The organism is Marinobacter confluentis (genome assembly GCF_004785685.1).
In the GTDB taxonomy this organism is placed as follows: Bacteria; Pseudomonadota; Gammaproteobacteria; order Pseudomonadales; family Oleiphilaceae; genus Marinobacter; species Marinobacter confluentis.
In genome coordinates this window covers 262,404-283,175 of record NZ_SRPF01000001.1, presented here as the reverse complement: position 1 = coordinate 283,175, position 20,772 = coordinate 262,404, and the positions used below count along the sequence as shown (strand labels likewise).

The window sequence follows — 20,772 nt, the reverse complement described above, 5'->3', positions numbered from 1 at the left end:
CTTGCGCTCTGTTTAAGATCGGTCCGTCTTTACTGGACCCGCTACTGAACTCTCTACTGAATTCTCTATTGAACTACGAAATTCCTGAACAACACCCGCGACAGCGGCGGTTCGCCTTCCTGCTCCAGCACGCCGTTGGCGGCGACCAGCATCTGATCTGCCAGTGCCTTGCGCCCGTCTGGCGTCTGCAGTGCCATGAAATCGCTGCCCGCCAACACACCGATCAACTGGCTGCGCAGCAACGGCATGTGCAGCTTCGCAGCATCCAGTGCAGCCTGGTCTTTCGCTTCCAGTGCCAGGTAGACCTGAGCATAACGCTGCCGCCCTTCGGCCTGCACGGTTGTCACCAGTGCTTTTTCCAGAACCGTGTAACCACTGGGCACAAAGGCTTCTTCCACTTCCTCGGTTGGCGTATCACCGCCACTGAGTCCGGGAATGTCCGCACCCATGAACCAGAGTGTACCGACCACTGACAGCCCGATTGCCAGCACCACCAGCAGTGTCAGGATCAGAATCAGCTTCAGCTTGCCTTTTTTCTTCGGCGCCGGTGCCGGTGCGTTATCTTCAGCCATAGATTTCGTCTGCCAGAATTCCGTCGTAACGGTCAGGTTTAAGAGATGTGAAGCAAAGGGCGGGCCAGAATGACAAATCCCCCTTATCAGAACAGCAGTTTAGCGCTGGTAAGGGGGATCGGCAAAGACTGTTGCAGGAAGGTGATCAGGCGAAGATGTCGACCTCGCCTCTCCAGGTCAGATCAAGGGACTGTAGTTCAGCGCCGGAGTCGTCCAGTTCAGAGTCGGCAATCACGCCCTGGCCCTGGGTCTGTTCGCCGCCGGTCTCGCCGTCTCCGGTCTGGTCACGGCCGGAATCCGACACATCAAACTGCTCGAGTGAAAACCCCTGCTCGTTGAGCATATCCCTCAACCGGTGGCTGTGAAGTTCCAGCTGCTCGCGCACTACCGGGTTGGCAGAGTGGACGGAAATATTGGCCTGGTCCTGCTGCACCTGAACGCGGACCTCCATGGGGCCCATATCCGGTGGTGTCAGGTGAATCTCGGCGACGGACATATTTCTCGCGGTTAGCCAGGTCAGTTTTCCTGCCATTTTGTCACCCCACTCAGCGTGGCTGACCGGCACATCAATGGAAGTCGTGTAGCCGCGCAGTATCGGCGCATCCGGTGCCATTTTTGGGGTATTCACGGCATTAGCCTGGGCGCCGGCGGATTCCAGGGCGCCCTGGAACCGGATCGCATTCTGCAGCATCGGGCTGTCTGCGGCTTTGCCGCCATCCGCTGTGACCCCGGCCAGCAGTGATTCGGACAGCGCAATACCGGATACCGGTCCATTCTGGCCAGAGGTCTGGAGCGCCATGGTTCCCGGCCTGCCAGCACCATTCAGGCCGGCTACGGTCATCATTGCCCCCTGGAGGAATGGCAAGGCCTGGCCATTGGACTGAGCGCCGGTTGCAGCACCGGCTCCCTGAGTCTGCGCTGACGCCGCCAAGGTCTGTAACCCGGCGAAGGTCACGGGGATGCTGTCAACCTCAGCATTGATTGACGTTTCCGCGGCTTTCAGGTCCAACGCTGCGGCAGCTACGGAACTGGCGGACGCCTGCTGTGGCAAGGGGTTTGTCCCGGATACGGGTTCGCCGGCATTATCAGCGGCAAGCTTCTGCCCCTGGTCATCGCCAGCAGAATCGCTTTGGGGGGAACTGGCGTCAGCGCTTTGGGTATCATCGGTCTTTTCGGGGGCGTCCGCTTCGGCGTCTGACCTGACCGCTTTATCATCCGCAGCCTGAGACTTTTCGGCCTTCCGGCTATCGTCAGCGCGTTCAGCCTGGCGGGCTTCCCTCGCTTCCTTTGCCTCTTTCGCCTGAATGCGCTGCTGCTCTGACCGGGACACCGTATCAAATGCGCTATCGCCGGATTTTTCATTGCCTGGCCCGGATGACGCTGGCGCTCTACCAGCCTCCGGCGACGGGCTCCGGGAAAGATTTTGTGGGAGAACCATTTGTGACATGGCAACCTCTTGCCGCTTTACTGGGAAAAAGCGCTGATTTTCAGAAATAAATCAGCTTTCCAGTATCACAGCAAAAGCAATGCCATTACGCATGGGGCAAGAGACCGGCGGCGATTCAGGCCAGAAAACGCTTGAGGGTCTGTTCGATGCGCTGGAATTCCACTTCAATGGCATCGACAACGTCTGATGCCTCGTCAAGGCGGTTATCCTTGCCGGCTTCCTCAGCCCTCAGGCAGAGTTCTCCGAGCATCGGCGCACCAATATTGATAGAACTGCCTTTAAAGCTGTGCGCGGTTCTGGCAAACGCGTCGGGATCCGCACTTCCAATCGCACTGCGAAGGTGGCTTATCCGGTCAGAAGAGTCTTTCAGGTAGGTTTCAATCAGAACATCGAACTCGTCTTCCATAACGTCCTGAAGTTCTGTCAGTGCTTCTTCATCAAGGTGCGGTTTGTCGTTCATGACCAACCCCCTGGTTGTTTGATGGCTAACTCCCAATCATAAACAATTTCAGCCCGGCTGCCATACTCCGAATAGCGCAGGGAATGCCCCAGCTTCTGCATAAGTAACAATCCTCGGCCGCTATATTTGATGTTCGCATTGCCAGATTCGTCCGCTGCCCCGGTGGTGATCTGGCTGCTGTGATCGAACCCCTGGCCGCTGTCCTCGCAGGTAATGATCAGCTTGCCGCCTTTTCTGGTCATCGAGTGCGTCAGGGTAAACCTTATATAATGCCCGGAAACCTGCTCCAGCCGCCGCTCGCGTTCCGAATAATAATAGCTGAACCCGTCCGGCGAGGTTTTAAGATCCGATGACAGACCGAGTACCCCGTGTTCCAGTGCATTGGTGTACAGCTCTGATAACAGGGTATAAATGTCGGCACTTTTGCGCCGCAGGCCCGGCACTTCCATGCAGATGTGCAGCAGCAGCGGCAAGGGACTGAACTGGGCCAGGGTGTCATCCCTCACCTCGTAAACGCAATGCCACTGGGCCGGGCCTTTCAGGGCAGACTGGGGCAGGCGCTCAGCCGACTCATGGAAATCTGACGCCACCACCATGTCCAGCGACACCAGTGTCAGGTCATCATGGCCCGACTGTTCGCCGGTAAATGACCGGATTGCACCCAGCACCGTGTCAATGGGTGGCTCGCCGGCGGGTGCTGTGTCCAGTGCCTGCTTCAGGCGCCCTTCCCCATATCGCTCAGCCTGCTCGTTTTCGGCTTCCAGCACGCCGTCAGTCATCATCAGCAAGGTGTCGCCGGCGCTGGTATGGAACAGTTCCATGGTGGCATCAAACCTGGCTGAATCGAGCACCCCAAGGGGAAGATGACGCGACGGAACCAGCTCGCGCGGGCCACCCTTTCTTAATAACACGACGTCCGGCAGGCCTCCGTTCCATATCCGCAGCTGATTGAGATGGAAATCTGCCTGGATCATTGCCGCACAACAGAACATGCCGGTGGGAAGAATTCGCCCGAGCTTGTCGTTCACCTCCCGCAACACGTCGTTACCGCTGAACCCCATGCTGGTCATACCATAGAAAATCTCAGCGATGGGCAACGCCCCAATGGCGGCCGGCAGGCCGTGGCCGGTGAAATCGCCAATCAGGATATGCATTCCGCCCGCAGGTCGCGGGCAGGCAAACAGGATATCGCCGTTGAAAATGGACATGGGCGATACATGATGCCGGATATTATCGGCATTCAGGCAGCCGGTGTGGGCAATGTTATCGAACACCCGCTTGGCCAGTTGCTGTTCCTCAAGCAGCTGGCGGTTGCGCTCCCGTATCAGATCCCGCTGCTGGCTCAGGGTTTTGTGCATCTGACGCATCCGGTTGAACGCGCCCAGCTTGGCCTGGATGATGATTTTGTTGTAGGGCTTGGTCAGAAAATCGTCGCCACCGGCATCCAGGCAGCGGGCCAGAGCGCCGGCGTCAGTCAGGGAGGTCAGGAAGATAACCGGGACCAGCTCCTCCCCGGCCATGGCCTTGATTTCCCGGGCTGCGGTGATGCCGTCCATCACCGGCATCATCACGTCCAGTAGAACAACGTCGGGCAGGTATTCCGGAAAAATGGCTACGGCTTCGCTGCCGTTGGCCGTCGCCCGGACCTGGTGGCCCAGGCGCTTCATCAGGGTTTTCAGGATCAGACGGTCGCTGTCGCTGTCATCGGCGATCAGGATTCGCAGGGGCTTGCTGTCCGTCATTTAATGGAAAAAAGCTGCTCGAAATTGGAGATCGTCAGAATCCGGCGAACATCGTTATTGCAGTTTTTGAGCTCGATTCTGGCGCCGTCGCCACCGGCATAGTCGCGCAGCAACAGCAGCATGCCGAGAGCCGAACTGTCGAGGTAGGTGGTTTGGGAAAGATCCACCACGAACTCCTTGACCTCCTGATTGTCCTGCTCGTAAGCATTGCGGAAGGCCTGATGAGTGCTGAAATCAAATCGCCCTTCAATCCGTATGGTCAGGGTGTGACCATCGTCGCTGCGATGTGTGTTGATCGGCATTCAGGAGTCTCCGTAAGGTGCTGGAAAAGATCGTTACCGCGCCCTAAGGATAGTCGAATGGTTTGAATTTGCATCTGTCGCTGAAATGGACCTAGCGGCGGCGTTGGTAGGCCCGGCTTGCTGCCTCGTCGGCCAGCTTCTGCTCCCGGGCGTCCAGCTCCTGCTGTTCCTGGCGGCGACAGGTTTCGATGTATTTTTCCATACCCCGTCGACGCTCCCAGGCCTTCTGCCAGTCTTCGCGGCGGGCATCCAGCTTCGCCTGTGCCTGCTCAAGCACCGTGCGCTGCTGCACAATCACTTGATCGAGCTGGGCGATAAACGCCTGCCAAGCCTGTAGGCGGGAGACCGGCACCACGCCCTGCTGGTTGGCGCGGATCTGATTCCGGTATTCCTGCTGGTAGCCTTCCAGGTTGGCAATCTGCTGGCGCTGGGCCTCATGGGCTTTTTGCGCCTCTGCCATTTTCTCGAGGGCCCGTTGCTCTTTTTGCTCCTCCAGCCTGAGCACCACTAGCAGCCGTTGCGAGCGCAGCATCAGCCTGCCTCAGCCGGGCCGCTCTGCGGCGGCGATTTGGCCCGGTCCGGCGAACGCCGCTCCGGCACCACGGCCATCAGCTCGTCGACACTCTGTTTCAGGGTCGAGCGCTCATTCAGGCCCTGCTGCAGGAACTGACGCATATTGGCAATGTGGGCAATGGCAAAATCGGTTTCCGGGTCAGAGCCCTTGACGTAAGCGCCGACACTGATCAGGTCCCGTGCCTGCTGATAGCGGGAATACACCTGCTTGAAACGCTGCCCCCGGGCAAAATGCGCGGGCTCTGTCACCTGAGGCATCACCCGGCTGATGGAGGCTTCCACGTCGATGGCCGGATAGTGGCCTTCCTCCGCAAGGCGACGGGACAGCACGATGTGGCCATCAAGGATGGCTCGGGCCGCATCGGCAATGGGGTCCTGCTGGTCGTCGCCTTCTGTCAGAACGGTGTAGAAGGCGGTAATGGAACCGCCACCCGGGCGACCGTTACCGGTTCGCTCAACAAGTTGCGGCAGTTTGGCAAATACGGAGGGCGGATAGCCCTTGGTGGCCGGTGGCTCACCCACGGCCAGCGCTATCTCCCGCTGGGCCTGGGCGTAACGGGTCAACGAGTCCATCAGCAGTAGTACGCGCTTGCCCTGGTCCCGGTAATACTCGGCGATCCGGGTCGTAAGCATGGCCGCCCGCAGGCGCATCAGCGGTGAGTCATCCGCCGGGGATGCGACCACCACAGACCGGCTCAGGCCTTCGTCGCCCAGAATGTCTTCAATGAATTCTTTTACTTCCCGTCCCCGCTCGCCAATCAGGCCGACCACGGTAATGTCGGCATCGGTAAAACGGGTCATCATGCCCAGTAGAACGCTTTTACCGACACCACTGCCGGCAAACAGGCCAAGGCGCTGGCCCTGCCCAACGGTCATCAGCGAGTTGATGGCGCGAATACCAACATCCATGGACTGTCGAACCGGTGCCCGGTCCAGCGGGTTAATGATGTCACCGGCAAGTGACACCCGCTTCTCGGTCTGCAAGGGGCCTTTGCCGTCCAGCGGTTCGCCATTGCCGTTGACCACTCGGCCCAGCAATTCAGGACCAACGGGAACGCGGCTGGCAACTGCCATGGGAACCACGCGGGCTCCGGGGCGCAGGCCTTCGATGGCGGTCAGCGGCATCAGGTAGACTTTTTCATCTTCAAAGCCCACCACTTCGGCTTCGACGGTACCGGCACCCTGGCCGGTAATCACACAGCGGTCACCCACCACCATCGGGCATCCTACGCATTCCAGGGTCAGCCCCACCATCCGGGTCAGGCGGCCAGACAGCTCCGGCTCCGGTTCACTGGAAAGGCCTTTCTGCAGCCTTTCCAGGCGCTCAGCCAGATTTGCCGTCATCCCCATCCTCCTTGCCAAGCACGTCGCGACGGAAATCAGTCAGGTCGTCCATGATGGCATCCAGCTCTTCGCCATCGCCCGGTGTGTCGCTGTCAAGCTCGACGCTGAGCATGTCCTGTACGGCCTTCTGGAATCGTTTCTCAATGGTGAAATCCACCAGGCTGTGACGGGTCTCAAGCCTGCACCCTCCGCGCATAACGGAGGCATCTTCAACCACAGACGTCCGGGCCTCAAATCGCTCGGCGACTTCGCCCACAAACTGGTAATCATCGGGGTGGATATGAATGCGAACGTTGTCGCTGGTGGACGGCAGCGACGCCATGGCCTTTCGCACCACTGCGGCAATCTGGGAAGAATCCAGGGACAGTTCGCGGTAGAGCACAGCCCGGGACAGTACCGTGGTGAGGTTCACCAGGGCGGTTTCAAGCTCGTCTTCATGGCGCTGGATCGGCACCAGTAACTCGCCCATCAGCACTTCCAGGCGCTCGAGCTTGGCTTCAACGTCTTTGCGGGTTTCTGCCAGGGCGGTGTCTGTGCCGGTCCGCGTTCCTTCCTGTTCGCCGGCGGCATAGCCCTCCTTGTGCCCGGCTTCACGGCCTTCCCTGTGTCCGGCTTCAAACCCTTCCTTGCGGCCCTCTTCGAGCCCGTCGGTGTAGGCGGCCTGGCGAATGTCCTCAAGGTCGGCGGCGGTCAGCGGTTTAACGTTGCGCTCTTCTTGTCGCGGAACCTCGTTGCCTTTGGCATCCAGCAGAGGCAATTCCCAGCGCTCATAGGCGGTGAGATTCTCTTTTGGAATGCGGTCGAGGTTGCGGCGCGGGTCTTTCATCACGTCAGCATCACATCATTTCTTCGCCAGCACCACCGAGGGTGATTTCACCGGCCTCGGCCATACGGCGTGCGATGGTGATAATGTCTTTCTGGGCAGATTCCACTTCGCTGACCTTGACCGGCCCCTTGGCCTCAAGGTCATCCTGCAGAAGCTCGGAAGCCCGCTTGGACATGTTCTTGAAGATCTTCTCCTGAACGGCATCGTCGGCGCCCTTCAGGGCAACAACCAGAACTTCAGAGGACACCTCACGCAGCAACGCCTGGATGCCGCGATCATCGATTTCCGCAAGATTGTCGAACACAAACATCAGGTCTTCGATGGTGGATGCCAGGTCCGGGTCCATATCCTTGATGGAGTCCATCAGGGTGCCCTCGGCACTGCGCTCCATGAAGTTCATGATGTCCGCCGCCCGTTTCACACCGCCAATGCGACTGGTCTGGGCGGCGGATCCGCCGGAGAACTGCTTCTCGAGAATATCGTTCAGTTCCTGCAGGGCCTGGGGCTGGATACTTTCCAGCGAGGCAACCCGCATCATCACATCCAGGCGCACCTTGTCGTCCAGCGTGCCAAGAATTTCAGCGGCCTGGTCCGGGTCCAGGTAAGAGATGACAATGGCCTGAATCTGCGGGTGCTCATAGCGGATGATGTCGCCCACGGCGCGGGGCTCCATCCATTTCAGAGTGTCCAGGCCGGTGGTGTTGCCGCCGATCAGAATGCGGTCGATCAGGCTGGACGCCTTGTCGTCGCCCAGGGCCTGGGTGAGCATGGTACGGATATAGTCATCGTTGCCAACGCCAAGACCGGTCTGGCCGCCAACGGCCTCAACAAAATTGTTCAGCACAAAAGTGACGTCGTCCTTGCTGACCTCCTTCATCTGTGCCATGGCCACGCCCACCCGCTGAACCTCTTTCGGGCCCATGTGCTTGAGTATCTGCGCGGCATCACTTTCACCCAGAGACATCAGCAGAATCGCGGCCTGCTCTACCCGCGGAATTTTCCGCTGTGATTTTTGCGGCGCGTTGCCTTCGCGAGTATTTTCTTCAGTCATCGACATTCACCCACTGGCGCATCACCTGGGACACCCGGGCCGGGTCTTCAGCAACCAGGCCTTTCAGGGCGTTCAATTGCCTATCATAGCTGTCTGTCGCACCGGGCAAAAGCAGATCGTCCTGGCTCTTCATGGCTTCGCGAAGCTCGTCGCTGCCTTCAATGCCGTCCAGTCCGTCGTAGTCATCCCCGCGGCCTTCGCCACGCTGTGACCTGCCGCCGCCGGACAGCGATTTCAGAGTCGGGCGCAACAGCCCCAGCACCAGCACCAGAATCACCAACCCGGCAAGCACCTGCTTCATCAGGTCCCAGAACCAGGGCTGCTCCCAGAAGCTCGGCGGCGTAAATTCAATTTCTTCCTCCGAGGCGAAGGCGGTATTCATGACCGTCACGCTGTCGCCCCGCGCTGCGGAGTAGCCAACCGCATCACGAACCAGCATGGTCAGGCGCTGCAACTCGGCCTCGGGCCAGGGCTCGAAGGTGACTTCGCCGGTTTCCGGGTTAACCACCCGCATATCATCTACCGCCAGGGCGACGTTCAGGCGGTTGATACGGCCGTATTCCTGGCGGATGTAGCTAACGGTGCGGTCCATCTCGTAATTGCGAGTGGATTCCTCGCGAATGTTCACCGGCGCAGGTGGCGCGCCTTCCTCATCGTTACCGGCGTTTGCCTGCTCCGGCACGGTAGCATCCGCCGGAGGCTGGTTGGACAGCGCGCCCGGAATGCCCCGGGCTCCGGCCGAGGAACGCTGCTCGGTCATCGAGCGTTCACTGCGGACCGCCTGTTGTTGCGGATTGAACAGTTCTTCCGCCTGCTCTACCGATGAGAAATCAAGATCGGCGGTCACTTCTGCACGGAAGCGCCCATCACCGACAACAGGTCGAACCAGCGAAGCCACCCGGTTGGCCAGCCTTTGCTCAACCCGACTTGTGTAATCGTACTGGTCTTCCATCTGCTGTGTGTCGCCGCCCTCGTCCTGGCCGGTCAGCAGGTTGCCGCTCTGATCAACCACCGTCACGTTGGCTTTGCTCATTTGCGGAACGCTGCCCGCCACAAGATTGGTAATTGAAGCAATCTGCTCCTGATCAAGCTTGCGGCCAGCAAACACTTCGAGGAACACCGAAGCCGTGGGCTCGCGGGCATCGCGAATAAACACTGAACGCTCGGGCATCGCCAGGTGTACCCGGGCAGAGCGAACGGTACGCATACTGCTGATGGTGCGCGCCAGTTCGCCCTCAAGGCCGCGGCGATAGCTGATGGTTTCCATGAACTGGGAAGTGCCAAGGCCACGGTCCTGATCCAGCAGCTCATAGCCAATGGTCTGCTCGTCGGTGACGCCCTCGGCGGCCAGCTTGAGCCGGGCATCGTAAACCTGGTCTGCGGGCACCAGAAGCGCGCCCGTGCGCGGGTCCATGCGGTATTCAATATTGTTGCTGCTGAGGATGCCGGTGACGTCCTGGGGGTTGTAGCCGGACATATCGCCCACGACTGGCTGGTAGTTGGGTTCCTGGGCCCAGAGCACCACGGACACGCCCAGGGCGACACTGGCAGCCAGCCCCACCATCAGGCCAATCTGGCGCAGCAGGTTCAACCGGTTGAATCCGAACATCAGATCGCTTCGGCTGTCGATGCCATCCGATCCGTCAGAAGCCCCGGCGCCCCGGGCGGCGGGCATATTGGCGCTGGAAGTCTGGGCAGGTACGCTGGCCATGGGTGTGCTCCGCTATCAGATCGGCATGTTCATGATGTCTTCGTAGGACTGCACCACGCGGTTTCTCACCTGGGTCAGCGCCTCGAACGAGATGGAAGCTTTTTCAGAAGCGATCATCACCCGTGTAATATCAACGTTGGGGTCGCCCATTTCGTAGGCGGTTTTCATACTGTTGGAGGTCTGCTGCAGTTCGTTCACCGATCCCACGGCCTGGCTCAGCATGTCGCTGAATTTTGGCGTCTGCTGGGTTTCCTGAACGCCGGACGGCCGGTCGACCTGGCCACGAATGGCGTTGTCCTGCTGAACACGCTGGTTGTCCATCATCTGGGCGCGCATGTTGCGGATTTCAGAAAGGACACTGTTGATGTCGGCACGCTGAACCATGATTCTCTCTCCCGGGCAGCCCTGCATCGGGCCTGCTCTTACCGCTGTTCACGAATTACTTTTTGTTCAGCAAATAGCAGGCCAACCGCATTAAAACTATACATTTCAGTATTTTGGCAATTAATCCTGAAATCCACTCCTGAGCCGTGACAATCTTTTGACAAATAAAAAAGGCACCCGAGGGTGCCAATCGAAGGAGACGGTTCAATGCATCAAACGGCTGCGAGCTCCGAATCCAGGTCAATACCGGCATCCCGCATCTGTGCCAGTTTATACCTCAGGGTCCGTGGGCTGATGCCCAGTTGCTCGGCTGCGCGGTTACGGCGGCCACGCTCTCTGCGCAGCGTCTCAATAATGATTCTGAACTCCCGCTGGCGAACTTCGTCGCCCAGCGAGCCTGTTTGTTCGCCGCTGATCTCCGCGATGGTCATCTGGTCGGTCTGTCCACTGGCCTGAAAAGCGACATCAGGCGTCAGATCCGGGCGGATTGCAGAAGGCGCTTCCGCCTCCATGCGCCCGCTGATTCCCAGTTCCAGGCAAAGATCGTCGGCGTGAATCACATTGCCCTGGTGCAGCACCAGGGCTCGCTGCAGGGCGTTGTCCAGCTCGCGCACGTTGCCGGGCCAGCGGTGGGCGGTTAACGCCTGCTTGGCATCCGGGGCAAAGGTGATGCCGGTCAGCTTCATTTTACGGCAGTGGGCCTTCAGCAATGAGACGGCCAGCGGCATGATGTCCATGGGCCGCTCGCGCAGTGGTTGCCAGTGCATGGGGAAAACCGTCAGGCGGTAATACAGATCTTCACGGAACTGGCCCTCGCGGACGTAATGCCCCAGATCGCGGTTGGTGGTCGCAATCACCCGGACATCCAGATGGATGGTCTTGCGACCGCCCACGCGTTCAACCTCCCGCTCCTGAAGCACCCGCAACAGTTTGGACTGCAGGCCCAGATCCATTTCTGAGATTTCGTCCAACAGAATGGTGCCACCATTGGCCTGCTCAAACTTGCCGGGCGATGACGCGACGGCTCCGGTAAAGGCGCCTTTCTCGTGGCCGAACAGAATGGCTTCCAGCATATTTTCGGGGATGGCGGCACAGTTGATGGCAATAAACGGCTGTTCTGAACGGGGCGACTGATTGTGAATATAACGGGCCAGCACTTCCTTGCCGGTGCCGCTTTCGCCCGAGATCATCACCGTTGAATCACTGGCGGCTACCTTGGCAGCCAACTGGAACATCCGTTTGCTGATCGGGTCCTCGGCCACCGGCGCATCGCTGCCCTTCTGGCGGCTGCCTCCGACAATGCGGCTGACCGCTTCCACCAGCACCGAAGGCTCGAAAGGTTTAACCAGATAATCGATTGCGCCCGCCTGCATCGCCGATACCGCGTGGCTAATCTGGCCGTAGGCGGTAATCAGCATCATCGGCAGGCCCGGGTGCAGTCGCTGCACCTCAAACAGTAACTCGTGGCCTGACATCCCCGGCATATTGACGTCGCTGACCACCATATCCACTGAGCCTTCCGCCAGACACTTCAGGGCCTGTTCGGCATTTTCAGCCTCCCGTACCCGGAACTTTGCCAGTTCCAGCGTCGTGACCAGCGCTTCGCGCAGGTCGTGGTCGTCTTCAACAATCAGAATGTGCGCCTTGGCCATAATGGTCTCCGATTACTTACTGGTATTCTGCTTGTTATTCGGCTGCCGCTCGCCGGATGCGGCGCGCAGTAACGGCAGGGAAAGAGTCGCTGTGGCGCCGCCGCTGGCAGGCGATTCAATGGCAAAGTGACCCTGATGTGCTTTCACCACTGCCTGAACCACGGCCAGTCCCAACCCGGTGCCGTGGGACTTGGTGGTGTAGAAGGCTTCAAGCATCTGCTGTGTCTGGTCGGCGGAGAATCCGGGGCCGTCGTCTGTTACCCGGATCGTCAGTTCGTTCTGCTGCTGCTTAAGCGTAACGCTGATGCGCTTCGCCCCCGCCTCGATACTGTTGTTCACAAGATTGGTACAGGCACCCACCAGGGCATCCCGGTTGCAGAGCATGGGCTGATCGGCCACCTCGCTGTGCATCTCTATCTGTGCATCTGCTGGATGCCGCAAGCCTTCAATCGCTGCTTTCAGCGCCTGAGCCAGGCTTTCAGTGGATAATTCTTCCGCCAGGCGGGTTTCCCCACGGGCGAAAATCAGCATGTCCCGCACCTGCTGTTCCAGATGGGTCAGCCGAGACATCAGCCGGGATGCGCAGCGCTGCCGCAGTTCTTCATCAAGGTCGGGCTGGCCCAAATGGCCACCGTAGAGAATGGCGGCAGACAGCGGTGTGCGAATCTGGTGAGCCAGGGATGCCACCATCTTGCCCATGGCGGACAACCGCTGGGCATGGGCAAGCTGGCCCTGAAGCTGCCGGGTTTCGGTCAGGTCAGTCAGCAGAATCAGCTGGCCGGGCTGGTTTTCCATAGTACGGATTTCAATGCTCACCCGACGGCCGTCTTTCAGCGACACTTCGTGGCCGTCGTCCCGGCGGGGGGCAAAGCAACGGCGAATAACATCAACCCAGCGGGCACCGTCCAAAGGCTCACCCAGCAGGGTAATGGCCGCCGGGTTGGTCTGGGTAATCACACCCTGGCTGTCGAGCACCACCACACCGGCCGGCAGGGCCTGAAGGAGGGTAGAAAGACGGTCTGCCAGCTCTTCCTTCTGTTCCAGCTCAGCCTGGCGCTGGCGCGATTCTGCCGTCAGCTCACCGGAAAGCTGATTGACCCGGGATTCAAGGGTGCGATAGGAATCGGTGATCTGCCGGGACATCTGGTTGAACAGTTCCAGCGCCGTGCCCACGGCCTCATCGTCCTGTTCCGGGAACAATGCGGTCACTTTGTCGTTAACGTCAGCCGCGGCGTTGTATTGTAGCTGGCTCATAAACTCGTCCTCTGACCAGGCCTGAAAGCGGGCCGGCAACAATCGGATGGATCGTTTGAGGATTCAAAGCGAGGACTGTGCCAGGATTACTTTTTCTTTATTTTTCAGAGGGTAGGAATATCAGAAACGGGTAAAATGACGGTTTTCTGTCACCCTTAATGCAGAACGGCGCCGAAGGTTACAAACCTTTGACGCCGCCAGAAGTTACCTGAAAGGCTCAGGTTTCCTCGGATTCTTCATCCCGCAGGCCATACTTGCGGACTTTTTCAACCAGTGTCGTCCGCCGGATACGCAGCTTCTCTGCAGCCCGAGCAACCACACCGCTGGACTCATCCAGCGCCTGCTGGATCAGCTGTTTTTCCAGGTTGGACAGATATTCTTTCAGATCAATGCCGTTGACCGGCAACAAGGCGGGGGCATCCAGCCCCACCAGTCCCGGAATACCGGAGGGCATACCGGAATCTTCAACCGGCCGGTTTTCATCGAAGTCGTCCACGTACCGGAACTTCTTCGGCAGTTCCTGCACCCCGATCACCCCGTAGGGATGCATGATGGCAAGCCGCTCAACCAGGTTCGCGAGCTCACGCACGTTACCGGGCCATTCGTGCCGGCACAGGCTCATTATCGCTGCCGAGTTCATCCGCAGGGAACCACGCTTTTCCTTCTCCATGCGGGAGATCAGCTCATTGATCAGCAGCGGTATATCTTCAACCCGCTCCCTCAGGGCCGGCATCTCGATGGGAAACACGTTCAATCGGTAATACAGGTCCTCGCGGAAGTTGCCACTTTCAATCATGTCTTCAAGATGCTTGTGAGTCGCGGCAATAATCCGCACATCGGCGGTCTGGGTGCGGTTACTGCCCACCTTTTCAAACGTCCGTTCCTGCAGAACCCGCAGAATTTTCACCTGCATGTTCAGGGGCATGTCACCAATTTCATCGAGAAACAGGGTGCCGCCTTCAGCCAGTTCAAAACGCCCTACCCGGGCGGTAATCGCGCCGGTAAAAGCGCCTTTCTCGTGGCCAAACAGTTCGCTTTCCAGCAATTCAGCAGGAATGGCGCCACAATTGACCGGCACAAAAGGCCGGTCACGGCGACTGGAATGGTAATGCAGGTTACGGGCGACCACTTCCTTACCGGTGCCGGACTCGCCGGTGATCAGCACGCTGACGTCTTTATCCGCCACCTGCTCCATCAACTGGCGCACCGACTGAACCCGGCGACTGGTGCCAACAAGGCTACGGAACAGCTGAAGGCCCCGTTGCTGGCCACGCTCCTGATGACGGGCAAACTGGTCCCTGAAAATCTGGGCGCGATAGAGAGAATCCACAAACTTGGTGTAATTAAGGGGCCATTCCATGCGGGCAATGATTCGACCGGTTTCGTCATCGGATAACCGGTTCAGGTCGGGGTCGCCCACCATCAGGATGGGGACGCCACGGGTAGACTGGCTGATGGTAGCCACGGTCTGTTCGGCTGAGGGATCGCTGCCATCCAGGATAACTACGGATGCCTCCTCAAGAGCGGCTGGCTCTGCCAGAAGTGCCAGAGCCTCCGAGCCGGCGGCTATTTCTTCTTCACCGATGAATTCGAGGATAGTAAAAATGTCACGTCTTCTGGCATCGTCTTCGCTGAGAACCAGCACTTTATTATTCTTGGACATTAAAACGAATCTCTTGCGGGCATATTTGTGCCGTATTTAAGACTGAACCTCTGCAGGAGTCAATTTTATGACGCTATTTTTGCGGGCTTCCTGAGACATTCTGATAAGCCCTGGCGGCACTTCGATTCTGGTTGATACCCTCCAGCGCCTTGCGCGCCTCGGCCTTGGCATCCATCGCCGAATTATTGGCACGGTCACAGAAGGTCTGAAGGCCGGCGAGGCGCTCGCGAACCGGTTCGGCATCCAGCTCACCCGCCTCCAGGGCAGCCATCACCGGCTCGATCGTGGGCCGAACAAGCTGGTTCAGCCGCGATAGCTCATCCCAGTCTTTTTCGGACAGGGCCGTTTCAAGATGATCTATCAACGTATCAATTGCATCGAACCGGTCATCAGTCATTGCAGCTTCTCCAGATTTAGCGGCGGGCGTCCCTTCGCGCAGCGGAAGCCGAAAACTGATCGCCGCGGAAGCCCGGGTTGAAATCGTAGGCCGGGTAGCCATTGTCCAGGCCGTCGATGTAATACCGCTCGGCCTTCAGGTCGTAAGTCATTTCCATGGTGGTCCAGAAAACCGGCTCACTGTAGAAATTTATATTGTGGGCTTCAGACACGCGCCACAATTCGCCGTTCTCATCGTACTCCTCGGTGGCCAGTACCTGCCAGCTATCTTCATCTACATAGAAAACCCGGCGGTCATAGATATGGCTGATTCCCACCCGGCGCGTGGCTTCAACCACCCAGACCCGGTGCAGCTCGTAACGGGCAAGCTCCTGATTGATGTGCTGCGGGCGGATAATATCATCCGGGCGAACGTCGCCGTCATGCAGCTGATAGGCATTGTAAGGCACGTAAATTTCGCGGCGGCCTTTCAATTCCCATTCGTACTGGTTCGGTGCACCGTTGTACATATCTTTCTGGTCCACCGCACGCAGTGACGAGGAGTTCGGTAGATCAGTTTCGTAGGCCAGGTTCGGCGACCGGCGCAGGCGCCGGGAACCAGCATCGTACCGCCAGGCAAGCCTGGGAGAACGGACCTGATCAAGGGTCTCATGGACCAGCGTAATCGTACCCGCAAGACTGGATGGGGCAACGGTATCCGTCTTGAGGTAGAAGATCTTGTTATCTATTTCAGCGAGATTCGCACCCTGGCGGCTGTACGCAATGAAATAGTCATAGTTGTTCACCACTTCGTTGTACGCGCCGTTGGTCTGGGGTGTCGCTGAAGCACTTCGAAACGCGATCTCCTCTCCCCGATAACGCAGGATATGGTTCCAGATGACCTCCAGGCCAGTCCGCGGAATTGGAAACGGGCTCGTCATGATGGTGTCACGCACGCCGTTACCGTTGGAAAGCAGCTCAGCACTCACCGCGTTTTCCTTGTACTTGTCATAGACATGATCTGGAAACGCCGCTGAACGACGGGTCTGATAGACCGGCATCACAAACTCTGGCGAGTACTGTTCGAGCATCCGGATATGACCGTCGGTCAGTCTGTCCCGGTACAGATGCAGGTTAGCCTTCGAAATCACGAACAGCGGCTCATCCTGCGGGTAGGGATCCACCTCAATTTCGCCAGGTCGCCAATTCGCGGGTGGCTCTGAGAGACCGCCACTCCAGGCCGGAATAACACCCGAGGCGTTACCACTTTTTACCGCCCCGACCGGCGTCAATTCATTGCCCAGTCGCTCCGCTTCCTCTGCAGACACCTTTGCCTGTGCAGCACCTGAAAGCCCCATTAACACCGCCATGAACCCTGTTAACAGCTGGTTCCGCATCACTTATCTCCTTTTGTGGAAGGCTACTGGTCGCAAATGCTCAAATTACAGCGGCCTTTTTGCCAAATTCAAACGCCCGTTTCAAGTGGTCGTTTGTTTTTTATTGTCAAAAGAACGCAAGCAACCGGATAGAAGAATTTTTGTTCAGGAAATGGTAGGATGTGCGCTATATCTGTAATTCCTGACTATTCCCCTTACCGTTCCCGGCAGGTATCTGATGGCATCGCAGTGGCATTCGCTGGTATCGCAGAAAGTCTTTCTTGCCAGAACCCTGCTGTCGCAGCGTGACAGAGTGGATTCGGTGCATGGCCAGGAAGCCATGTGGCAAGGCGCGGTAGAGCTTGCCTTACGGTCGCGCCAACTGCTTATGGTCATGGTCGCGCGGCTCTACCAGGAAAAACGCGCGGAACCTGGCAGCCTTGATGCCTTGAGGGCATTACTTGGGGAGAATATTCCGGAAATTACGGAGCTCGAAGCGCTCGATGCAGGCGCCTCGAACTGGTGGGTTTACCTGAACCAGCTTGAGCATTACCAGACTCGTCCACCGGCGGCCAAAAAAACCGTCAGCGACGAAAACATCATTGCGGTTGCTGCAGATACCGGGCCTGACCGGTCATCGAAAGCCCTCGAGCAGGCGCTTGCAGACCTCAAACACTTTATCGACGCCCTTGAGGAACGCCACAGCGAATGGTGAATTCTTCGCTTGTGTGCCTCCACGCTTGAAGGGCAATGAACTGAAAGGCTTTTGAAATGTCACCATCCTTCTATGAAATTGTGCAACTGAGTAACGGCGATTACGCTCTGCGCCGGGTAGACGACGACAGCGCACCACTGGTAAAGATTTCATTTTCCTCTGAAGCCAGAGAAATGATGGAAGACCGTGATATGGCAGTGGCCAAAGCCATGATCGCTGCGGGTATCGAGGCGGCTGGTGATATCAGCCACGATATGGAATTTGAAGAGGAAGAGCTGGACAACACAGCCGCCCGGCCCTCCTACACGCTTCACTGAGCTTAGCGCTGACGCAACACCACGCCGTGGCTGTTGCCTTTCGCGGACGCCTGTTCCAGTGCCGCCAATGATTGCCTGCCCAGCTTCTGGGTCCACATTACAACGGCATGGCAGGTGCCTGCACTCAGGGCGCGCTCCGCAAGGTCACGTGCCGGATGCTCAGGCGTCGACCGCAACACCAGCAGTTCTCCCGCCACGATACCCCGCATTTTCTGCCACTTGCTCACCAGACTCTGGGGCGGATCGATCCATGCCAACCAGCGCTTTTCCTGATTCAGCTGGGTCAGCATTGGCAGCAGCAACTGGAAATTTTCCACCTGCCCCTGGGGCATGATGATTTCCGTGACGTTTCCGGTTGCCGGCTCAGGCTCCGGCCGGGCGCTGGCCGCGCTCAGTGAAAGCCCTACCCTGTTTGCATACGCCAGATTCTGATTAAAACTGAGTTGTTCCATGATATGCCTCACCTGCCTTTCAACCGAAACCGGAAACTGAAGTGTTATTGCCGGGTCAATGGAAATCCGAACGCCGGATCACGCCCACACCCAGACCTTCAATGAACAGTTCCTGTTCAGTCAGATCCACTTCGATGGGGTCAAATTCTTCGTTTTCTGCAATCAGCAGCACCTTGTTACCCTGCTTACGAAAGCGTTTGACCGTAACCTCGTCTTCACCCACGCGGGCAACCACGACCTGACCATTCTGGACGTCCTGGGTGCGGTGAACCGCCAGCAGATCACCATCCAGAATGCCGATGTCTTTCATGCTCATGCCTCTTACCCGCAGCAGGTAATCTGCCGAAGGCGAGAAAAATTCCGGCCGCACGGTGCAATGGTCCTCTATATGCTCCTGGGCAAGTATCGGGCTACCGGCGGCCACCTGGCCAATCACCGGCAGGCCAAGGTCTTCTTCCGCTTCTGGCAGCCGTATCCCGCGGCTGGCGCCAGGCACCATCTCAATCGCGCCTTTACGCGCCAGAGCCCGCAGATGCTCTTCCGCCGCGTTTGCAGAACGGAAGCCCAGCTCTGTCGCGATTTCAGCGCGGGTAGGCGGATAGCCGGTCTCATCCACGGAACGGCGGATGATGTCCAGTACCTGTTGTTGCCTTGCTGTCAGTTTCATTGGTAAGCCCCAAAACGTGCCTGTTTTTATATACAGTAAATTGACTATATACAGTGTTTCATCCAGTGTAAAGCCAGGGTCTGGAATTTTTTATCGGCAAGGGTCCAGGGGTGTTCCAACTCCTGTAACCATGGGTGTGTTAAGGTCCTTGCAGGTTTCCAAAAAGGCAGAGTCATGAGCGACAGATGCAGAATGCCCGACATCCTGAACACCAGAGAAGGCTCCGAAAGGAAGGTCGGTGTTGAAATTGAACTTTCGGGGCTTGGCTATGAACAGCTGGTCAGTCTCTGCAGCCGGTTACTGGGCGGCAAAAGCTCCCAGGTTGCGCGCTATGTCTCGGAGGTGGAAACAGATCTGGGCGCGTTCACCATAGAACTCGACTCAGACCCCATCAAGGATCTGGACCTGCAGGATTCGCGGCTTCCCGAATCCGTTCGAGAACTGGGCGGCCACGCCATGAGCGTGATTGACGCTGCTGCGGAAAAAATCGTCCCGCTTGAGATCATCACACCACCGCTGCCGTTCAGCGCCCTGGAACGTATCGAGACGCTGTGCGATGAGCTGCACAATGAGGGCGCGCTGGGAAGCCGGGAGGCCATTTACTACGCCTTCGGTCTGCAACTGAACCCGGAACTGCCGGATCTTGAGCCAGCAACCCTGCTGCGATACCTGAGATGTTTCGCTGCTCTTTACGAATGGCTGAAAAGCCGTCATCAGCTGGACATCAGTCGCAAGCTCACCACCTACATTGAGCCCTGGAGCAGTGCCTACATTGATCTGCTGATCGCCGAGGATTACGCACCGGACATGCCCCAGCTGATGAAGGATTACCTGCACTACAACCCCACGCGCAACAAGGCACTGGACCTGCTGCCGCTGTTTGCCCATATCGACAGCGACCTGCTGGGGCAATACGTTGAGGACAGCCGGATCAAAAGCCGGCCAACCCTTCATTACCGCCTGCCAGATTGCGATGTTGATAACCCGCGCTGGCATTTTTCAACGGTATGGAATGACTGGGTCATGCTGGAGCAGATTGTGGCGAATGCACCGGACCTGGCCGAGCTGACCGAAGCCTTCCGTAACAGCCGGAAACTGAGCCTGCGCAACCTGACTCACAGCTGGATAGACACCACCCATCAATGGCTCAGCGACCGGAATTATGTCTGACATTGCAGAGGAACAACCGGAACATCCGGGCCTGACTATCGGCATCAGCGGCCCGGCAAGACGCACCCTGGCACACCGGCTGCTCAGTTTCGCACTGCGGCTACAGGGTGCCCGCACCCATACCATCCGGCCCGGCTCGAAAGTCGATGTGACCCTGCTGGACGGCCTGGTGCTGTCTGGCGGCACCCACGTTCACCCCTCCCGGTACGGCCAGCAACCGGCGGTCACCGCCAACTATGACCCAAGGCGGGATGAAACCGACTTTCACCTGCTGTCCCAGGCTGAAAATCTGGGCATCCCGGTACTGGGTGTCTGCCGCGGAGCCCAGCTGATCAATATTTTCCGGGGTGGCTCCCTGTGTCAGAACGTCACGCCGTTACGCAAACAGACCCGGCACCGGCCGCTATTACTGCCGTTGCAGACCGTTCGCCTGGTTCAGGGCAGCCGTCTGATCGAGGTCATGAAGGAACCTGTGATCGGGGCGAATCGCATTCACAGCCAGAGCATCAAACGGTTGGGACGACATTTGCGAGTGGTTGCGGTAGACAAGGACCGCTTCGTACAGGCCATTGAAAACACCACCGGCCAGTGGCTGATGGGCATCCAGTGGCACCCTGAATATCTGCTTTATCACGGTGGCCACCGCCGTATCTTCCGCCATTTCATTCAGGCCGCAGAAGAACGCAAGCTGGCCCGGCTGGAAAAACCGTCGCCCTGAA

General features: G+C 58.2%; 22 protein-coding genes. 4 read left to right on the top strand and 18 right to left on the bottom strand.

The features are described 5' to 3' along the window. Positions 1-65 precede the first annotated feature (65 nt). The 16 genes from E5Q11_RS01360 to E5Q11_RS01285 form a co-directional block, all read right to left on the bottom strand. Entirely contained in the window at positions 66-572 is a 507-nt protein-coding gene (locus E5Q11_RS01360; RefSeq protein ID WP_135801615.1) for a flagellar basal body-associated FliL family protein, read from the bottom strand. 145 nt (positions 573-717) lie between these two features. Further along, on the bottom strand, positions 718-2,019 hold the full coding sequence (locus E5Q11_RS01355) for a flagellar hook-length control protein FliK (protein ID WP_135801614.1): 1,302 nt from the start codon (positions 2,017-2,019) through the stop codon (positions 718-720). Positions 2,020-2,134: 115 nt separating this feature from the next. Beyond that, a complete protein-coding gene (locus E5Q11_RS01350; RefSeq protein WP_135801613.1) occupies positions 2,135-2,479 on the bottom strand; it encodes an Hpt domain-containing protein in 345 nt (114 codons plus the stop codon). After that, complete coding sequence (locus tag E5Q11_RS01345; protein WP_135801612.1) at positions 2,476-4,221, bottom strand: SpoIIE family protein phosphatase; 1,746 nt, start codon at positions 4,219-4,221, stop codon at positions 2,476-2,478. Before E5Q11_RS01345 ends, E5Q11_RS01350 begins: the two co-directional genes overlap by 4 nt. After that, positions 4,218-4,523 carry an STAS domain-containing protein gene (locus E5Q11_RS01340; protein ID WP_135801611.1) on the bottom strand — a complete coding sequence of 102 codons (306 nt, stop codon included), beginning with the start codon at positions 4,521-4,523 and terminating at the stop codon, positions 4,218-4,220. The genes E5Q11_RS01345 and E5Q11_RS01340 overlap by 4 nt, the downstream gene beginning before the upstream one ends. A gap of 91 nt (positions 4,524-4,614) precedes the next feature. Beyond that, entirely contained in the window at positions 4,615-5,055 is a 441-nt protein-coding gene (gene fliJ, locus E5Q11_RS01335) for a flagellar export protein FliJ (protein ID WP_135801610.1), read from the bottom strand. Further along, positions 5,055-6,440: a flagellar protein export ATPase FliI gene (gene fliI, locus E5Q11_RS01330; RefSeq protein WP_135801609.1), complete on the bottom strand. Its 1,386-nt coding sequence runs from the start codon at positions 6,438-6,440 to the stop codon at positions 5,055-5,057. The genes fliJ and fliI overlap by 1 nt, the downstream gene beginning before the upstream one ends. Continuing rightward, the gene (locus E5Q11_RS01325; RefSeq protein WP_135801608.1) at positions 6,421-7,266 is read right to left on the bottom strand and encodes a flagellar assembly protein FliH; all 846 of its coding nucleotides are present in this window, start codon (positions 7,264-7,266) and stop codon (positions 6,421-6,423) included. Before E5Q11_RS01325 ends, fliI begins: the two co-directional genes overlap by 20 nt. A gap of 10 nt (positions 7,267-7,276) precedes the next feature. Beyond that, the gene (gene fliG / locus E5Q11_RS01320) at positions 7,277-8,317 is read right to left on the bottom strand and encodes a flagellar motor switch protein FliG (RefSeq protein WP_135801607.1); all 1,041 of its coding nucleotides are present in this window, start codon (positions 8,315-8,317) and stop codon (positions 7,277-7,279) included. Further along, positions 8,310-10,028 carry a flagellar basal-body MS-ring/collar protein FliF gene (fliF, locus tag E5Q11_RS01315; RefSeq protein WP_135801606.1) on the bottom strand — a complete coding sequence of 573 codons (1,719 nt, stop codon included), beginning with the start codon at positions 10,026-10,028 and terminating at the stop codon, positions 8,310-8,312. Before fliF ends, fliG begins: the two co-directional genes overlap by 8 nt. A gap of 15 nt (positions 10,029-10,043) precedes the next feature. Beyond that, a complete protein-coding gene (gene fliE / locus E5Q11_RS01310; protein ID WP_135801605.1) occupies positions 10,044-10,412 on the bottom strand; it encodes a flagellar hook-basal body complex protein FliE in 369 nt (122 codons plus the stop codon). 212 nt (positions 10,413-10,624) lie between these two features. After that, entirely contained in the window at positions 10,625-12,064 is a 1,440-nt protein-coding gene (locus E5Q11_RS01305; RefSeq protein ID WP_135801604.1) for a sigma-54-dependent transcriptional regulator, read from the bottom strand. A 12-nt stretch (positions 12,065-12,076) separates the two neighbouring features. After that, the gene (locus E5Q11_RS01300) at positions 12,077-13,318 is read right to left on the bottom strand and encodes a sensor histidine kinase (RefSeq protein WP_135801603.1); all 1,242 of its coding nucleotides are present in this window, start codon (positions 13,316-13,318) and stop codon (positions 12,077-12,079) included. A gap of 217 nt (positions 13,319-13,535) precedes the next feature. After that, positions 13,536-14,981, bottom strand: coding sequence for a sigma-54 dependent transcriptional regulator (locus tag E5Q11_RS01295; protein ID WP_135801602.1), 1,446 nt, complete (start codon positions 14,979-14,981; stop codon positions 13,536-13,538). Between the two features lie 73 nt (positions 14,982-15,054). Continuing rightward, a complete protein-coding gene (locus E5Q11_RS01290) occupies positions 15,055-15,378 on the bottom strand; it encodes an SOS cell division inhibitor (protein ID WP_135801601.1) in 324 nt (107 codons plus the stop codon). 16 nt (positions 15,379-15,394) lie between these two features. Then, complete coding sequence (locus tag E5Q11_RS01285) at positions 15,395-16,753, bottom strand: DUF1329 domain-containing protein (protein ID WP_135801600.1); 1,359 nt, start codon at positions 16,751-16,753, stop codon at positions 15,395-15,397. A 217-nt stretch (positions 16,754-16,970) separates the two neighbouring features. Between E5Q11_RS01285 and E5Q11_RS01280 the strand changes: the two genes are divergently transcribed. Both E5Q11_RS01280 and E5Q11_RS01275 read left to right on the top strand, forming a co-directional pair. Next, on the top strand, positions 16,971-17,447 hold the full coding sequence (locus tag E5Q11_RS01280) for a DUF6586 family protein (RefSeq protein ID WP_135801599.1): 477 nt from the start codon (positions 16,971-16,973) through the stop codon (positions 17,445-17,447). Between the two features lie 56 nt (positions 17,448-17,503). Further along, positions 17,504-17,764 (top strand): hypothetical protein, encoded by a 261-nt coding sequence (locus E5Q11_RS01275; RefSeq protein ID WP_135801598.1) that lies wholly within the window; start codon positions 17,504-17,506, stop codon positions 17,762-17,764. 2 nt (positions 17,765-17,766) lie between these two features. On the opposite strand, the gene E5Q11_RS01270 is transcribed toward E5Q11_RS01275, so the two are convergent. After that, positions 17,767-18,216 carry a cell division inhibitor SulA gene (locus E5Q11_RS01270; protein WP_135801597.1) on the bottom strand — a complete coding sequence of 150 codons (450 nt, stop codon included), beginning with the start codon at positions 18,214-18,216 and terminating at the stop codon, positions 17,767-17,769. A gap of 55 nt (positions 18,217-18,271) precedes the next feature. Then, complete coding sequence (lexA, locus tag E5Q11_RS01265) at positions 18,272-18,883, bottom strand: transcriptional repressor LexA (protein ID WP_135801596.1); 612 nt, start codon at positions 18,881-18,883, stop codon at positions 18,272-18,274. A 174-nt stretch (positions 18,884-19,057) separates the two neighbouring features. On the opposite strand from lexA, the gene E5Q11_RS01260 reads away from it, so the two are divergent. Beyond that, positions 19,058-20,053: an amidoligase family protein gene (locus tag E5Q11_RS01260; RefSeq protein ID WP_135801595.1), complete on the top strand. Its 996-nt coding sequence runs from the start codon at positions 19,058-19,060 to the stop codon at positions 20,051-20,053. Beyond that, entirely contained in the window at positions 20,046-20,771 is a 726-nt protein-coding gene (locus E5Q11_RS01255) for a gamma-glutamyl-gamma-aminobutyrate hydrolase family protein (RefSeq protein ID WP_135801594.1), read from the top strand. Before E5Q11_RS01260 ends, E5Q11_RS01255 begins: the two co-directional genes overlap by 8 nt. Position 20,772 lies beyond the last annotated feature (1 nt).